The organism is Bifidobacterium sp. ESL0775 (assembly GCF_029395475.1).
Classification (GTDB): domain Bacteria; phylum Actinomycetota; class Actinomycetes; order Actinomycetales; family Bifidobacteriaceae; genus Bifidobacterium.
Genome location: NZ_CP113917.1, coordinates 1,722,969 through 1,738,833 on the forward strand (window position 1 = coordinate 1,722,969; position 15,865 = coordinate 1,738,833).

Below are 15,865 nucleotides of genomic sequence, written 5' to 3' on the forward strand. Positions count from 1 at the left end.
TCCTACCCCGCCCCATGTGTAGGCAAGTGGGCATATCCTCATATATTATGGTTCGTGTTTCAATCGTTATCCCCGCGTACAACGAGCAGGATCGCATCGTCAGCTGCCTGGCGAACGCCGTCTGCCAAACCGTCGCGCCGTACGAGGTCATCGTGGTCGACAACCGATCCACCGACCAAACCGCCGAACTGGTCAACCATTTCATCGCCGAGAACCCGGATTCCGGGGTGAGGCTCATCCGCCAGGACCAGGAACAAGGGCTCATCCCCACACGCAATTTCGGCTTCGCGAACGCTCTCGGAGACGTGTTCGGCCGCATCGACGCGGACTGCATGCTCAAGCCGGATTGGGTCGAGGTGGTCACCGACATCTTCGATCACGACCCCCAGGCCATGGGCGCCACCGGCCCGGCCGTCTACTATGACATGCCTGCCAAGAGGCTGGGCCTCGAGGGCGACAACAAGGTGCGCCAGGTCACCTACCGGGCCGACGGCGGCAAGGTGCTGCTCTTCGGATCCAACATGGCGGTGCGGGCCAGCGCCTGGCAACGCATCAAAGACAAGGTCTGCCGCGACAAACCGGACGTCATGCACGAGGACATCGACATCTCCCTGCACCTGATCGACCAGGGGCTCAAAACCGTCTATTCCCCGAAGATGATCACCGGCGTGAGCGCCAGGCGCATGGACACCCCGTTCTCCTCGTTCCGCAAATATATGCAACGCTTCCAGAACACCTTTGACGCCCATCCCAACCATTCGCGTGCGCACGACACCGAACGCACGCTGTACGCGCTCTACCCCGCGCTGCGGGCCTTCTACCCCGTTTACCAGAAATACCTGGTCCACAGGGACATCAACCCCGCCGAGCGCATCTGGAGCAAGGAACAGCACGGGATCCGCCAAGAACAAACGGCAAAACAATAAGTGTGAGCGTTCACAAGCGAATAATGATTTTTGCCTAAAATTATTATATAGTGATTTGTGTCACAATAATAATCGCTCAACAGAAAGAGCTCATCATGACAAAAGTCGCAATGGTAACTGGAGCGGCCCAAGGAATCGGCGAAGCAATCGCCAAACGACTCGCCAATGACGGATTCGCCGTGGCCGTGGCCGATCTCAACGAAAACAAGGCCCAGGAAGTGGCCGACGACATCAAGAAGTCGGGTGGCAAGGCCATCGCCATCGGTCTTGACGTCTCCGACCAGAAGGCCTTCAGCGACGCCGTGGACACCGTGGCCGACAAGCTCGGTGGCTTCGACGTGATCGTCAACAACGCAGGCCTCGGCCCCACCACCCCGATCGAGTCCATCACCCCCGAGCTGTTCGACAAGGTCGTCCACGTCAACGTGGCCGGCACCATCTGGGGCATCCAGGCCGCAGTGCGCAAGTTCCGCGAGAACAAGACCAAGGGCAAGATCATCAACGCCACCAGCCAGGCCGGCGTGGTCGGCAACCCGAACCTGATGCTCTACTCCTCCACCAAGTTCGCCATCCGTGGCATCACACAGGTCGCCGCGCGCGACTTGGCCGCAGAGGGCATCACCGCCAACGCCTACGCACCGGGCATCGTCAAGACCCCGATGATGATGGACATCGCGCACAATGTCGGCAAGAACGCCGGCAAGAGCGATGAATGGGGCATGTCCACCTTCTCCAAGGACATCGCTCTCGGCCGCCTTTCCGAGCCTGAGGACGTCGCCGCGGCGGTCTCCTTCCTCGCCGGACCGGATTCCGATTACGTCACCGGCCAGACGCTGCTCGTCGACGGCGGCATGCAGTTCCAGTGAGTCGGGTTCCGTCCCACTGATCCATACGATATGACGATGCGGATGCCAGCTTATTGCCGTGCATCCGCATCGTTTTAGTTTCGGCGCCTCTTGACCGCGGGCATCCAGCAAACGTATTACATTCGTGAATAACCTCTTATATTGTCCTTTCCATAGACCGCGCACGCGAGTATGCCCCATTGATTCTTCGAAAGCGCGAAACGCCTTTGTCCGCACGAAATCGCCTGCCCTCCGGTATCGGAACCTCGCGTGTTAAAATGTATAACCTATTTGGCGATACAAGGAAGAAGGAACGCGCAAAGCAATGGGAACACAACTGGCGATGTGGGGCTGGCAGGCCCTTTATCTTTTTGAGGCGTTGGTTTTGTCGACCGCCATCGGCCTCGAGCGTCAGGCCAAGCACAAGGACGCCGGCACGCGCACCCACGCCTTGGTGGGCGTCGGCTCGGCGTTGTTCGTCATCATCAGCAAATACGGCTTCATGGACGTGCTCTCCGCCGACGTGCACCTCGACCCGGCGCGCGTGGCCGCTCAGATCGTCTCCGGCATCGGCTTCATCGGCGCCGGCGTCGTCTTCACCCAGCGTTCCCACGTGCGGGGGCTGACCACGGCGGCCTCCATCTGGATGACCGCGGCCATCGGCTCGGCTTGCGGCGCAGGGCTGTTCGTACCCGCCCTGGTGTGCACCATCCTTTATTTCCTTGCGGTCACGTTGCTGCCGTTCCTCACCAGGATCATCGCTCCGGGCTATGGCAACGATGACATGCTGCGCCTGAGATACCGCGACGGCCATGGCATCCTGCGCTCGATTCTTTCGGTGTGCGCCATCCACGGCGTTTCGGTGGAGGGATTCTCCACCCGCAAGTCCAAAGACAGCGACGACGAGGAGCCTGGCAGCCGCGGGCATGTCGTCTCCGCCGATTTGGAGGTGCGGGGCCGGGACAGCAAGGCGCTGATCGGCGACTTGAGCGACATCGACGGTGTGATTTCCGTCACAAGAATCAATAATAACGATTGACGTTTATCTCCCGCATTCGGGAAACGATGGCCTTAAGGGATAAAATCGGAGTATCCGATATCGGCTCTCATGCTATATTGGGTACGTTCGTTTGAATACCAAGTATTTTGCCGAGAGGTCTGGTGAGCATGCCACATCAACAGGAACTCCTGTTGCGCGACGATTTGAAGCGCGTGGTGGAAACGTTGCACCATGAAGAGGACAACGTCACCCCGTACCGCGACGATTACCGTCGTTTGCTCGACAACCATGGCAAGATGGTCCGCGCCTCGCTGGTGCTCCTGTTCTCCTACGCCATGCACCAAGGCAAGCCGCAAGCCGCCTCCCAACGCGTCATCACCGGCGCGGCCGCCATCGAGATGCTGCACCTGGCGACTTTGGTCCACGACGACGTGCTCGACAACGCCTCCGTGCGGCGCAACGAGCCCACGGTGCAGACCACGCGCGGCAACAAGGCCGCCATCTACCTGGGCGACCTCATCCTCTCGCGTTACATGGAGATCATGGCCACCATTGCCCCGGGCAAAGGTTTCATCGTCGAGCAGGCGCACACCGTCAACGAGATCGTCGCCGGCGACCTGTTGCAGGAACGCGCCAGGCACGACACCGGCATCACCAAGGACTACTACGAACGGGCCATCGCCGGAAAGACCGCGGCGCTGTTCCGCCTGGCGGCCCTCACCGGGATCAAGCTGACCGTCGACTCCCCTGCCGCCAAAACGCTTGAGCAGGCGGCGGCATTCGGCGAACATCTGGGCATCGCTTTCCAGATTCTTGATGACATCGAGGATTTCAACGTCGCGCACGACACCGGCAAACCGAAACTCGAGGACATCCGCGACGGCATCTACACCCTGCCGGTCATTCTGGCGATCAAGGCCGATCCGTCGTTCGTCGGCATCGTCAAGCTCGACGACCCGCTCAAGGTGCTCGACTATTTCAAGGCCAATCCCCAGTTCATCAAAGCGGCAAAGGACGAGGCTTTGAAGCATCTCAAAGCCGCCAAGGACGTCATCGCCGACACCAAGTACCCGTCGATCAACGCCGGCACCGTCAAAGCCTTGACCGGCGTCATCGACAAATACATCAAGACACTCTGAGTTCCAGACGTCGTCGGTATCGAACGGCTGCTTCGATGCCGCACCGGTTATCGCCATGATGAAATCATTGACGGGTGGATACGCAACTTGCCTATCCACCCGTCAGTTCAAATCACTCAAGTTCGGCTTGCGCCGGACTCTTACCGCGCCATTTCCAGCTCGCCTACGTCAAGGCGGTAGAGTTCACGGAACCGCTCATTGGTGCGGTAGAGCTCGGTGGGAGCACCCTGCATAGCGATCTTGCCGTTGTCAAGGAAGATGACCTTGTCGGATTGCTCGAGGCCTTGCAGATGGTGGGTGACCCAGAGCATCGTGCGGTCGCCTGCGGCGGAGAAGATCATCGACATCAGCTCGCGTTCGGTGATCGGGTCGAGGCCGATGGTCGGTTCGTCAAGCAAGATCACCGGGGTTTCCTTCAAAACGATGCGCGCGAGGGCGATGCGCTGGCGCTGGCCGCCAGAGAAACGTTGGCCAGCCTCATCGACTGAAGTGTCGATACCGTCGGGAAGCGCACGGACGGTTTCGTCAAGCTGCACGGCCTTGAGCGCCGCCCACACGTCCTCGTCGGTGGCGTCGGGAGCGCCCAGACGCACATTCTCGGCGATGGTGGAATTGAACAGGAACGCCTGCTGGTTGAGGTAACCGAAGACGCGGGCACGCTCGTCCTGCAATGCCGCGACGGGAATGCCATTGATGGTGATACTGCCTTGTTGCGGAACCAAATCGCCAAGCAGAAGCTGCAGAATCGTGGTCTTGCCTTCGCCGCTGGGGCCGAGCAACGCGACCTTCTCCCCCGCCTTGATATGCAGGGTGAAGTCATCGAGCAATGTTGGCTGGCCGGGGCCGTAGGCGAAGGTGACGTGGTCGAAGGCAATCTCCTCAACAGGCCCATTGAGCTTTTGCTGCTCGACAGGAACTTGCTGGCGCGCCTCGACGCGATCGGTAAGGTCGTTCAGGTGTTCGAGCGAATCGCTGTACAGCGGTATCTCGGCGGTGGCCTGGGCCACGTTGATGAAGCAATCGACCAGCGGGAAGACCGCAAGCACGATGGAGGCGGACCAGTCGGCGATGGATTTGGAGCCGGTCATGGTCAATCCCGCGCCGACCATCAGGCCGATGGCGATGACACCGAAAATGACCTGGATGGCGAAGTTACGCCAGCGTTCGAAGATCTTCTGTTGATCCTTGCTCTCCTGGATACGCCGGTATTCGTCGACGCCGATGGAGACAAAATCCTTGTCCTTGTGGGTGATCACCCAATCGCTCAGACCGAGATAGCTTTCGGTGACCTTGGTGTATTCCTGTGCCTGCTGTTGCTTTTCCAGCGCGAAATGGCCGGTCGAGAAACTCAGCGAAACCAGCGGGATGAGGATCAGCACCAGCGCCAGCATCACGAAGAGCAGCAAAGAGGAAACCCATGAGAAGACGCCCATGGCGATGGTAACGACGATCCAGAGGATATAGGCCACCACGGTCGGGAAAATGGTGCGCAGGTAGAAGTTCTCGAGGTGGTCGAGATCATCGGCCAGAAGACTCAGGACGCTGCCGGTACGCTCATGCTCGTTCAAGAACGCGGCATCCTTGGAAAGCGTGCGGTAAAGCTGCACACGCAGCTTGGAGATGACGTGCAGCACCCAGTCGTGGCTTTTGAGCTGTTCGACGTATTTGAACACGGGCCGGCCGATGCCGAAAGCGCGGGTCAGGACGATCGGCACGTAGACCATGAGGATGTTGTAGGGCATGCGCGCCGAACGGTTGATGAGGTAACCGGCGGTGAACATCAAGGCCGCGGCGCAGATGAAGGTCATCGATCCCAGGAAGAAAATGAAGGCAAGGGTACCCTTGTTTTCCTTCAAATACGGCCAGAACCAATGGTCGTTATTCCAGATTTTCAGGTAATCGCTCAGTTTCGACTTGTCTTTGGCCGAAGACGAAGACGATGACACAGCAGCCGTAGCGGTCTCGTCGCTGCCGCTATTGGCCTTGCCGTTCCGACCGTTCTCAGCTTTCAAGTTCTTCGCGACTTCCGTGTCCGGCGAGACTTCCATACCGTCCATAGCTTTCGTACCGGTTGTGGGCTTCGTGCTGGTTGAGACTTGTGTGCTGTCGTTTTCGTTCATGTCGGTTGGGTTCATGGTCGTCTTGGATGGGGTCGCGTTCGGATTGTCTTGCGATTCAGTTGAGATACTGGTCAATCTGGTTACCTCCCATCTCGCTGATCAGGCGGTCCAACGGACCACCCGCTCCGATCAGTTCCTTTGGTGTTCCGGATTCGACCACTTGGCCTTCGTCCAGCACCAGCACCTGGTCGACGTTCGCCAGCCAGTGCAGGCGGTGTGTGGCGAGGATGACCAGATGGTTCTCCATGATCGGCAGCAATGTCTTTTTGAGGTCGTATTCGGTTTCGATGTCAAGGTGCGCGGTGGGCTCGTCGAAGAGCAAGACCTCGCGGGACTTGTCGAGAAGGACACGGGCCAAGGCGATGCGTTGGGCCTGCCCGCCGCTGATGCCGCGGTTGCCCTCCCCTATCAAGGTGTCAAGCCCATCGGCAAGCTCCGCCAGCCACTCGTCCAAACCGGCTTCGTGGGCAGCGGCCTTGACATCTTCATCGTTGGCATCATTGACATAGAAACGGATGTTGTCGGCTATGGAACCGCTGAAAATGTATGGCGTCTGCGGAATGTAGCTGATATGACGCTGCCAGACTCGAACATTGAAATTATCGAGTCTGTGTCCGTCGAGTTCGATGGAACCGGCGTGTGGGATGTTGAATCCGGCCAGCAGATTGACAAGCGTCGACTTGCCGGCACCAGATTTGCCGATGACTGCGATCTTGCCATAACCTTTGAAACTCATCGAAACGTGATGCAAAGCATCAGGTTGTGTTTCGGCCTGTTCCACGATCGTGCCAGCACCGGCCTTCTTCGGCTCGACATCTTTTTCATCAGAACCAACTGAGGCATTCGAAGGAGCAGAAGCGGACTCAACGCTTGATTGCTGGTCTTGTGCAGCAACTTTCTCACCACGACCACGGCGCCTCTTGGACTTGGAGTCGCCGGAACCGTCAGGCTTCTTGCCGTCCTCACCTTCACGTTGCTGTTCCACGGCGTTCATGGCGACATTATGGCTGGCCACGCTTTGAACGTCATCGTCACCTTGCAGTTTGCTGCCTGCGGGATAGGCAAAGTCGACATCCTCGAGCTTGAGCTCGCTGTCGGCTTTCCAGCCGTCCCATTGGGTTTCGGTATCCTGCGGGGTTTCGGAGCTGTCGATGAAGCTCATGATGTCATGCAAGGCGTTCTTGCCGTCGAGCGTGGCGTGGTAGTTGTCGCCGAACTGACGCACCGGCAGGAAGTAATCAGGAGCCATAATCAGCGCGAACATAGCTGGGAAGAGCGGCATGGTGCCATTGACCAGTCTCAGGCCGAGGAACACGGCCATGATGGCAATGCCGAGCGTGGTGAACCAGTCGAGGGCGAAAGTCGAGGTCATAGCCACTTTGAGCACGTCGATGGTGCGTTTGCGGAAGCGTTCGCTGACGCTGTAAATCTCACCCTCGTATTCCTTGTCGACACCAAGCATTTTCAGCGTCGGCAGGCCGAGGATGCTGTCGACGAATTTGGTATTGAGGATGTTGAATTGGGCGTACTGCTTGTTGGAGCGGTCTCGGGCGGCGAGGCCCAGAATGACCATGAAGAAGATGATCAGCGGATACATCAGCAGCAGAATCAGTCCGCTGACCCAGTCCTGCCACCAGACGGCAATCAGGATGACCAAGGAGATCAGCATCATGTCGGTCATCTTCGGCAGGAGGATCTCAATATAGCTTTTGACCTGGTCGAGGCCGTCGATCAGCATCGTCACCGTCGAACCAGTGCCGCGCGAAGCCAACGCCTGCGGCCCCAAACGGAAAATCTTCTCCTGCAGCTGCGGGCGAATCTCACCAGCCACATACTTGCCGTATTTACTGGAGATACGTTGTTTGGCCACATCGCACAAGTGACGCAACGCGTAGAAGGCGAGGAATTCGATGGCCGGAGAGACCAGCGCGGAGACGGCATGCTGCTTCCAGATCTCGACCAGCCCGCGGGCCAAGCCATGGGCCTGTCCGACGATGCACAGCGCCTGCGCCAAGGAAAGCAACGCCAGAAGCCCCATGCGTTGCCGCACCCCGTCGAACCTGAATAGGCTTTTATCAATCACAGCCAATCCCCTACCTTATGGATATTCTCAAGACAAAGAAAGCCCGATGCTCTCGTGGCAATGAACATTATCGCATGTTCATGCCGCGCATGAGACATCGGGCATTGATTTCAGCTTCCCATTGGAAACGGATGTCAATCCGTTACTGCGCCAACGCCGCCTTGATGGAAGCCGGCGAATCGTCCGTGATCAGACGCTTGCGCTGGATGTAATACGACCAGACGAAGTAGACCAAGACGATCGGCAGCAGGCAGCACAGCACGATGGTCATGATCTCCAACGTGTACTGCGAAGACGAGGCCACATGCACGGCAAGGCTCTTGGCCGGATCGGTCGCGATCATCACGTTCGGGAAAAGCCCGTTGAAGATGAAGGCGATGATGCCGGCAAGGGTGACGCCAGAGGACACGAAGGCGAAACCGCCGCGCTTCTTGTATGCGGAGATATGGCCGCAAATGGTCGCGGCCAGGATGACCACGGTGATCAGAAGCGTGGACCAGGTGCGACGCTGGTAGAAATCAGTGAAGAAGAACGCCAGGATCACGAAGACCACAAGGGCCGGGTAGGCGATCCAGTAGACCTTCTTGGAAGTGTTGAGCATCCTCTCGGACGTCTTCTTGTCGAGCTTCAGGCTCAGGAAGTGCAGTCCGTGCAGGAAGCTGAAGAACACCACAGCCACGCCGCCGACGATGGAAAGCCAGTTGACCACGTCAAAGAATCCGGCGCGGACGTTGCCAGCCGCGTCCATCGGGACGCCCTGGATGACGCTGGTGAGCATCATGCCCAAGCCGAATGGCGCGATGACGCTGCCGGCAAAGTTGGCCCACTGCCAGACGCTGCGTTCACAATCTGTGACCGAATGGGCGGCGAACTCAAAGGAGACGCCACGCAGGATAAGGCCAACAAGGACAATGAAGAGCAGCAGATAGTAGCCGGAGAACAGGCTTGCGTACCAGAGCGGGAATGACGCGAACATCGCGCCGCCGCCGGTGATGAGCCAGACCTCGTTGCCGTCCCAGTGCGGGCCGACCGCGCGCATGTACAGCGCACGCTCGTCGCCGTTGTGGGCCAGAACGCGGGTGGCCATGCCGACACCGAAATCGATGCCGTCGAGGAAGAGGAAGATGGCGAACACCAGTGCGATCACAAAGAACCACAGCAATTGCAGGAGATTGTTGCCATCGATCAATGGCTTAGCGAGAAACTCGGTCATGCCAACGCCACCTTTCTAGTAGTCGCATGGGCACCTGCGGGAGCGACCTCCGGCACAGGTTCCGCCTTGGCGGCCTCGGGATCCGGCTCCGGCCCTTGATGGAGCACACGGCGGGAGTAGAAAATCATCACGCCGCCCATGAGGCAGAAGAGCAGGAAGTACACGATATTGGTGATCAGCAGGCTCGGGACGGTGGCCGTCGGCGAGACGGCATCGGCGATGGTCTGCAGGCCATAGACGATCCACGGGTAACGGCCGAGCTCGGTGATGAGCCAGCCACCGGTGGTGCCGACGAACGGCAGGTAGGTGCAGATGCCCAGGATCCAGAGCTTCCAGCGGCTGTCCGCCAGGGTGTTCTTGGACTTGCGGGTGAACCACAGCGTGCAGATCGCGAGGATCAGCACGGCGAAACCGACGGCGGCCATGAAGCGGAAGCTCCAGAACAGCACGTTGGCGGGCACGTAGTAGTTCGAGATCTCAGGATGGGCGATGCCGTTCTTGATGATCTTGCCACGCTCGCCGAGGAACTGCTGGTTCAGGGTGTTCATGCCCTGAATGGTGCCGCCATAGAGCTTGTGGAACGCAAGCAGGGAGAGCATGCCGGGAATCTCGAGGCCGGCGGCCGTGTGGCTGCCTTCGTTCATGAAGCCTACGACCATCCATGGCGCCGGGCTCTTCAGGTCCTCGTAGATGCCTTCGGTGGCGGCGAACTTCATCGGCTGGTCCTTGATGATCTCAAGGGTCTGCAGGTCGCCGGTGATGATGACGAGGATGGAGCCGATCAGCGCGATGATGGCGCCGACGCGGATCGAGCGGGTGAAGAAGGCGCGGTCGGCGTTCTTGTGCATGAAGCCGAAAGCGCTCATGCCGACCACGACCATGCCGCCGAGCATCAACGCGCCGGTGGCCACATGCGGGAACTCACGCCACAGCTGCGGATTGCCGATGACCGCGGCGAAGTTCGTCATCTCGGCGTGGCCCGTCTTCTTGTTGATGCCATAGCCCACAGGCCGCTGCATGAAGGCGTTGGCCGCGAGGATCCAGATGGCGGAGACCGTGGAGCCAAGCCAGGTCAGCCAGATGAAGATCACGTGCAAACCCGGCTTGAAGCGGTTCCACGTGAACATCCACACCCCAATGAACGTGGATTCCATGAAGAACGCGAGCAAAGCCTCAATGGCGAGCGGGGCGCCGAAGATGTCGCCCATGAAACGCGAGTAGTTCGACCAGTTCATGCCAAACTGGAATTCCTGGATGATACCGGTCACTACGCCAACAGCGAAGCCTAAGAGGAAAATCTTCCCCCAGAACTGCGCCATGCGCTTGTAGATGTATTTCCTCTTCGCTACGTATAACGTTTCCATAATGGCCACAGTAAACGCCAAGCCGATCGATAACGGCACGAAGAAGAAGTGGAAGACCGTCGTCATCGCGAACTGGAATCGCGACAACCCTAAAACAGTCATGTCAATCCTTTCTTCCCAATAATTCCTCTACTAAAAGGTATGGAATCAGTCACTTTCCAGCATAGTACGAATATCAGCCAACTCAAGCGCCGAACGGTCCGCGATCATCTTTTTGGCGACTGCGGCGAGCCATCCCTTGAGGTTCCAATGGCCCATCATGTCAATGGATGCAATACCGGTCTTCGGACCCAGAGAGCAAACCGTTCCCAGTGACTTGAAAACGAACTTCTTCGTGGTTCCCCCATTGATGAGGGCGACAAGATTGTCCGCGGCGCAATCGGCCTGGGCGATGGAGATCTGCGCCGTGGTCGGATAGAGGCGGCCATTGTCCGGATTCGGCACGGCCGAGACATCACCGACGAGGAACTGGTCCGGCTGTCCCTTGACGCGCAGGTCATCCTCGACGACCACACGGTTGCGCTTCTGGTCATAACCCGAGTCCGCGATGATGTGGCTTCCCTGCACACCCGTCGTCCAAATGATCGTACCAGCCGGGAACGCGGTGTCGTTGCTCATGACGGCGTCAGGCTTGACCTCGGTGATCGGCGTCGAGACATGGAAGGTGACGCCCTTGCCCTCAAGGAACTTCACACCCCAATCGGCGAGATTCTGGTTGAACATCGGCAGAATCTTCGGCGACGCCTCAATGCAGTCGATCTTGACCTGGTCAAGCGGGAACCCATATTCCTTGGCCAAATCAGGCAGACGGTAAACCAGCTCACCCAGATACTCGATGGAAGTGAAACCAGCGCCACACACCACAATCCGAAGGTCGTTGGCATCATGGCTGGTCTTGTAACGCTTCAACGTGTCCTCGAGGTGCTTGCGTGCGGCGAGCGCGGTGTCGACATCGATCAGCGGCCAGCCGTTCTCCCGGGCGCCCTTGATGCCGAACGTCTCGGACTCGAAGCCCAACGCGTTGACCAGATAATCGTAGGAAAGGGAATCGGAATTCTTGAGCTCCACTTTTTTGGCGTCCTGGTCGACCTTGGTCACCTCGTCGATGACGACCCGGACATTCTTTTTCTTGGCGAATACCTGAGCTACGTCAAACGTAATATCCGCTGGCTCCTTGGTACCGGCCGCGACCTCATGCAGCTCGGTGGATTGGTAGTGATACGGATTCTTGTTGACCAGAACGATCTGCGCATCCACCTTGGCAGCCGCCAGCCGCTTAACCATTCTCATTCCGGCGTAACCGGCGCCAAGAACAACGATTCTTTTCATAATGCCACCTTTTCCTAGTAATCCAAAGGACTGAACGGCAGCATAATGAGATAGACGCCGCCATTGCCTACACAACCCAAGATTATATTGTCAGCCGAACAAAAAACGTTTTTCGGCACTACAAAATCGACATGTCAGACGTTAATCGATGGTTTTTATGGTCAATGTCACACTTGCCACCACGCAGACTTCGTCATCGGCCCGTCAAAACGCAAAACAACACCTAAAAGATGGACCTGGCCTACGGTGCTACTTCCTCATGATGTCCGGCACATCCGTCAGCTCGGCGACGGAGCGGTCGGCGACCATCTTCTTGGCGGCCGAGGCCTTGGCGCCCTTGAGCTTCCAGTGACCCATCACGTTCACTTCGGCGATGCCGGTTTTCGGCCCAAGTGAGCAGAGCGTCCCCAAGGACTTGTAGACGAACTTCTTGGGTTCGCCGCCCTTGATGCGCGCCACGATGTTGTCGGCCGCGCAATCGGCCTGGGCGATGGAGATCTGCGCCGTGGTCGGATAGAGGCGGCCGTTGTCCGGATTCGGCACGGCCGAGACATCACCGACAAGGAATTCCTCGGGATGGCCCTTGACCGACAGATCGTCCTCGACGACCACCCGGTTGCGCTTCTGGTCATAACCCGAATCCGCGATGACATGGCTGCCATGCACACCGGTGGTCCAAATGATCGTGTGCGCCGGGAAGACAGTGTCGTTGCTGACCACGGCGTCCGGCTTGACCTCGGTGATCGGAGTCGAGACATGGAACGTCACGCCTTTGCCTTCAAGGAACTTCACGCCCCAATCAGCTAGCTTGGGATCGAACATCGGCAGAATCCTTGGCGTCGCCTCAATGCAGTCGATCTTGACCTGGTCAAGCGGGAAACCGTACTCTTCTGCGAGATCGGGCAGGCGATAGACCAGCTCACCCAGATACTCGATGGAAGTGAAGCCGGCGCCACACACCACGATATGCAGGTCGTTGGCATCATGGCTGGTCTTGTAACGCTTCAATGTTTCCTCGAGGTGGTTGCGGGCCGCCACGGCTGTGTCGATATCCAGTATCGGCCAGCCGTTCTCGTCGGCGCCCTTGATGCCGAACGTCTCGGACTCGAAGCCCAACGCGTTGACCAGATAGTCATAGGCAAGGGGGTTGGAGCCTTTCAGATCCACCTTCTTGGCGTCCTGGTCGACCTTGGTCACCTCGTCGATGATCACTTTGACGCTGGAATCGACGGCCTTGCGGATGTCGAACGTAATCTCGTCCGGCTGCTTGGTGCCGGCCGCGACCTCATGCAGCTCGGTGGATTGGTAATGGTATGGATTCTTGTTGATCAGGATGATCTGTGCGCCCGTATTGGCCTTGGCCAATTGCTTCGCGGCACGCATGCCGCCATATCCAGCACCAAGAATAGCGATTGTCGTCATCGTAACCCCCTCCATTGGGAATCGTTGCAAGACAAAGACACCTACGATGTGCCCTCACTTGTGAGACTTGTCTACACTGTCTAATTTATCCAACGCGGGCAACAAATTATGGTCGACTTGCATAATCAGATACATTTCTGCACAAAACGGTGGTGATTTCACTATATCGGACACAAAAACAAGCGCCGCATCGCGTTTCAGAATCTGTGAAGAAGTACCCCCCAAGAGAGTCGAACTCTTGTTGTCAGATTGAAAGTCTGGTGTCCTAACCGTTAGACGAGGGGGGCTAACAACCTAACCAGTCTAAAATACGAACCCGACGCGGGCAAGTGTCGGCGTGTTGGCAAAGGCCGGAGTCCACGCACCAACTAAGCCGCAAAACGCGGGACGGTTCAGATTCAGCAGAACAGCCCAGTAAATCTCGAATCACCCGCAATAAGTCTCCCATGAATCATTCATCCGCCGAATGAATCCACGCCCGTCGGGTTCCGCAACGATTACTTCGCCTGATAGGTGAAATCATGGATGACGCGCCCCGCGGCCAGTCCCTTCTTCTCGAAGTTCGTCAATATCCTGCCCTCGTACCGTTGCGATTCCTTGAAATCGGCATGGGGCAACGTCGCGGCCTTGTCAGCCGTGCCCTTGCCCACGTGCTCGGTCGGCAAGGAGACCGTAAGCGTCCCGGCATTGGTGAAATCATCGCGCCCGTCCATCACCTCGTGGACGTGCAAGGCGTAGTCCTCGATGTCGGTGGCGAGCCGCCAGACACTCCCCTTGCGCAGGGCCCGGTGCACGTCGGAGGCGAGCGCCGGCTGAACGAGGCGCCGCTTATGGTGCCGCATCTTCGGCCACGGGTCCGGGAAGAACGTCCAGACCTCGTCCGCCACGCCGGACTCGCTTGCCGCGAACAATTCCGGTGCGTTGATCTGGGCGATGCGCAGGTTGGAAAGGCCCAGCTTGCCGGCCCGCAGCATCGTATGGGCCACGCCAGGGTCATAGACCTCCACGGCGAGGAAGTTCGTTCCAGGACGGTTCTGGGCGGCCGCAATGACGTTCTCGCCCTGCCCCGTGCCGATTTCGATGACCAACGGATGGCTGTTGCCCCAAGTCTCGCCCACAAACGCCCGATCAAAGACGAATCCCGGCCTCACGTCGAGCAGGCCCGGGCCGGCATTGACGTCGAGCAGGAAATCCGGCGCATAACGCTGCCAGGCGCGCCTCAGCCGGTCGTCGAGGCGTCCGGTCCGCCGCACGAAGGAGAGAACTTGGTGGATTCTATGGTCGTTTTCTTGCACGGCAGTCAAGTCTAGCGGAGGGCTGACCCGAGAACTTCACTTTCCGCGCGTAGACTGGTCCACATGAACAGTAACGATTTCGGCGGCGACACCCCGCAAGGTTCCGGACGTGGGGATTCCCAATATTCCGGTCCGCAGCAAAACCAGAACCCGTCTTACGGCCAGGCACCACAGTGGCAGGAGCCCTCCTACCAGCAAAACGCCGGATATCAGGCACCTTATTCCTATAACGCGGGTTACGGCGCGCAGAACAACCCAACGCCGGATTATGGGGCATACGGCCCCATGTCGATGGGACCTCAAAACTATTACTCCCCTGAGCCATATCAAAAATGGAACACGATGTGCATCATCGGCTTCATTCTTTCGTTCTTCGTCCCCGTCGTCGGTCTGGTGCTTTCCATCGTCGCTCTGATCCAAATCAACCACAGCGGCGAAAAAAGCAAGGCGATGTCCATCGCGGGCATCGTCATCAGCGTGGTGTCGACGATACTGAGCATCATCCTCGCCATCGCCCTTGTGGCCGCGTTGGGCTACGGCGTCAGCCATTATGGCGACACCGACTGCCACGGCTCCGATTACAGCTCCAATCCTTTCAACGATGACGACGACCCGGATGACGACGGCGAGGACACCGGTTACACCTATTATCGCTACGATTCACCGCAAGACCACATCGTCACCTCCTCCGATCTCGCAATATCTTGGTGATTTTCTAATGCCTTCCATGGTGGATCGCACAAATCACTGTGCCTATAGGCGACACGCTGAAATGGCTCAAGGGTTGCGCTTGGCTGGAATCTGAGTAAGATTAACACACGGCTGCTTGATGAAAGCAAGCCACGGCTCCGTAGCTCAGTTGGTTAGAGCGCCGCCCTGTCACGGCGGAGGTCACCAGTTCAAGTCTGGCCGGAGTCGCTCGAATGGTCTAGAACCCGGTACGCCGGGTTTTTGATTATTCATGGCTCTGTAGCTCAGTTGGTAGAGCGAACGACTGAAAATCGTTAGGTCAGCGGATCGATGCCGCTCGGAGCCACCACTAGGTCTCGAAACCTAGTAATTCCAACGGTTTCGAGACTTTTTCGTTTTCTGGAATCTCCGCTATCAAATCCAACTCAGAAAATCCGTT

At 58.1% G+C, this 15,865-nt stretch carries 12 protein-coding genes and 3 tRNA genes; 7 read left to right on the forward strand and 8 right to left on the reverse strand.

Features of this window, described 5'->3' with window-relative positions; all coding sequences use genetic code 11:
- Positions 1–47: 47 nt before the first annotated feature.
- The 4 genes from OZX73_RS06585 (at position 48) to OZX73_RS06600 (ending at position 3,910) form a co-directional block, all read left to right on the forward strand.
- Positions 48–926, forward strand: coding sequence for a glycosyltransferase family A protein (locus OZX73_RS06585; protein ID WP_277148712.1), 879 nt, complete (start codon positions 48–50; stop codon positions 924–926).
- A 95-nt stretch (positions 927–1,021) separates the two neighbouring features.
- The gene (locus OZX73_RS06590) at positions 1,022–1,792 is read left to right on the forward strand and encodes a (S)-acetoin forming diacetyl reductase (RefSeq protein ID WP_277148714.1); all 771 of its coding nucleotides are present in this window, start codon (positions 1,022–1,024) and stop codon (positions 1,790–1,792) included.
- Positions 1,793–2,096: 304 nt separating this feature from the next.
- The gene (locus OZX73_RS06595; RefSeq protein ID WP_277148716.1) at positions 2,097–2,810 is read left to right on the forward strand and encodes an MgtC/SapB family protein; all 714 of its coding nucleotides are present in this window, start codon (positions 2,097–2,099) and stop codon (positions 2,808–2,810) included.
- A gap of 128 nt (positions 2,811–2,938) precedes the next feature.
- Positions 2,939–3,910, forward strand: a complete 972-nt coding sequence (locus OZX73_RS06600) for a polyprenyl synthetase family protein (RefSeq protein WP_277148718.1) — start codon at positions 2,939–2,941, stop codon at positions 3,908–3,910.
- A gap of 140 nt (positions 3,911–4,050) precedes the next feature.
- Here the strand turns inward: OZX73_RS06600 and cydC are convergent, their stop codons facing one another.
- The 8 genes from cydC to trmB form a co-directional block, all read right to left on the reverse strand.
- Positions 4,051–6,105 (reverse strand): thiol reductant ABC exporter subunit CydC, encoded by a 2,055-nt coding sequence (gene cydC, locus OZX73_RS06605; RefSeq protein ID WP_277148720.1) that lies wholly within the window; start codon positions 6,103–6,105, stop codon positions 4,051–4,053.
- Complete coding sequence (locus tag OZX73_RS06610; protein ID WP_277150951.1) at positions 6,086–8,113, reverse strand: ABC transporter ATP-binding protein/permease; 2,028 nt, start codon at positions 8,111–8,113, stop codon at positions 6,086–6,088. Before OZX73_RS06610 ends, cydC begins: the two co-directional genes overlap by 20 nt.
- 142 nt (positions 8,114–8,255) lie before the next feature.
- Positions 8,256–9,326: a cytochrome d ubiquinol oxidase subunit II gene (cydB, locus tag OZX73_RS06615; protein ID WP_277148722.1), complete on the reverse strand. Its 1,071-nt coding sequence runs from the start codon at positions 9,324–9,326 to the stop codon at positions 8,256–8,258.
- Positions 9,323–10,792 carry a cytochrome ubiquinol oxidase subunit I gene (locus tag OZX73_RS06620; RefSeq protein WP_277148724.1) on the reverse strand — a complete coding sequence of 490 codons (1,470 nt, stop codon included), beginning with the start codon at positions 10,790–10,792 and terminating at the stop codon, positions 9,323–9,325. Before OZX73_RS06620 ends, cydB begins: the two co-directional genes overlap by 4 nt.
- A 45-nt stretch (positions 10,793–10,837) precedes the next feature.
- A complete protein-coding gene (locus OZX73_RS06625; RefSeq protein WP_277148726.1) occupies positions 10,838–12,019 on the reverse strand; it encodes an NAD(P)/FAD-dependent oxidoreductase in 1,182 nt (393 codons plus the stop codon).
- A 249-nt stretch (positions 12,020–12,268) separates the two neighbouring features.
- Positions 12,269–13,441 (reverse strand): NAD(P)/FAD-dependent oxidoreductase, encoded by a 1,173-nt coding sequence (locus OZX73_RS06630; RefSeq protein ID WP_277148728.1) that lies wholly within the window; start codon positions 13,439–13,441, stop codon positions 12,269–12,271.
- A 215-nt stretch (positions 13,442–13,656) separates the two neighbouring features.
- A tRNA-Glu gene (locus tag OZX73_RS06635) sits at positions 13,657–13,728 on the reverse strand.
- A 210-nt stretch (positions 13,729–13,938) separates the two neighbouring features.
- The gene (gene trmB / locus OZX73_RS06640) at positions 13,939–14,745 is read right to left on the reverse strand and encodes a tRNA (guanosine(46)-N7)-methyltransferase TrmB (RefSeq protein WP_277148730.1); all 807 of its coding nucleotides are present in this window, start codon (positions 14,743–14,745) and stop codon (positions 13,939–13,941) included.
- Positions 14,746–14,799: 54 nt separating this feature from the next.
- Between trmB and OZX73_RS06645 the strand changes: the two genes are divergently transcribed.
- The 3 genes from OZX73_RS06645 (at position 14,800) to OZX73_RS06655 (ending at position 15,775) form a co-directional block, all read left to right on the forward strand.
- Positions 14,800–15,447, forward strand: coding sequence for a DUF4190 domain-containing protein (locus OZX73_RS06645; RefSeq protein WP_277148732.1), 648 nt, complete (start codon positions 14,800–14,802; stop codon positions 15,445–15,447).
- Between the two features lie 133 nt (positions 15,448–15,580).
- Positions 15,581–15,654, forward strand: a tRNA-Asp gene (locus tag OZX73_RS06650).
- A gap of 45 nt (positions 15,655–15,699) precedes the next feature.
- Positions 15,700–15,775: transfer RNA gene (locus OZX73_RS06655), tRNA-Phe, on the forward strand.
- The last annotated feature ends 90 nt before the right edge of the window (positions 15,776–15,865 follow it).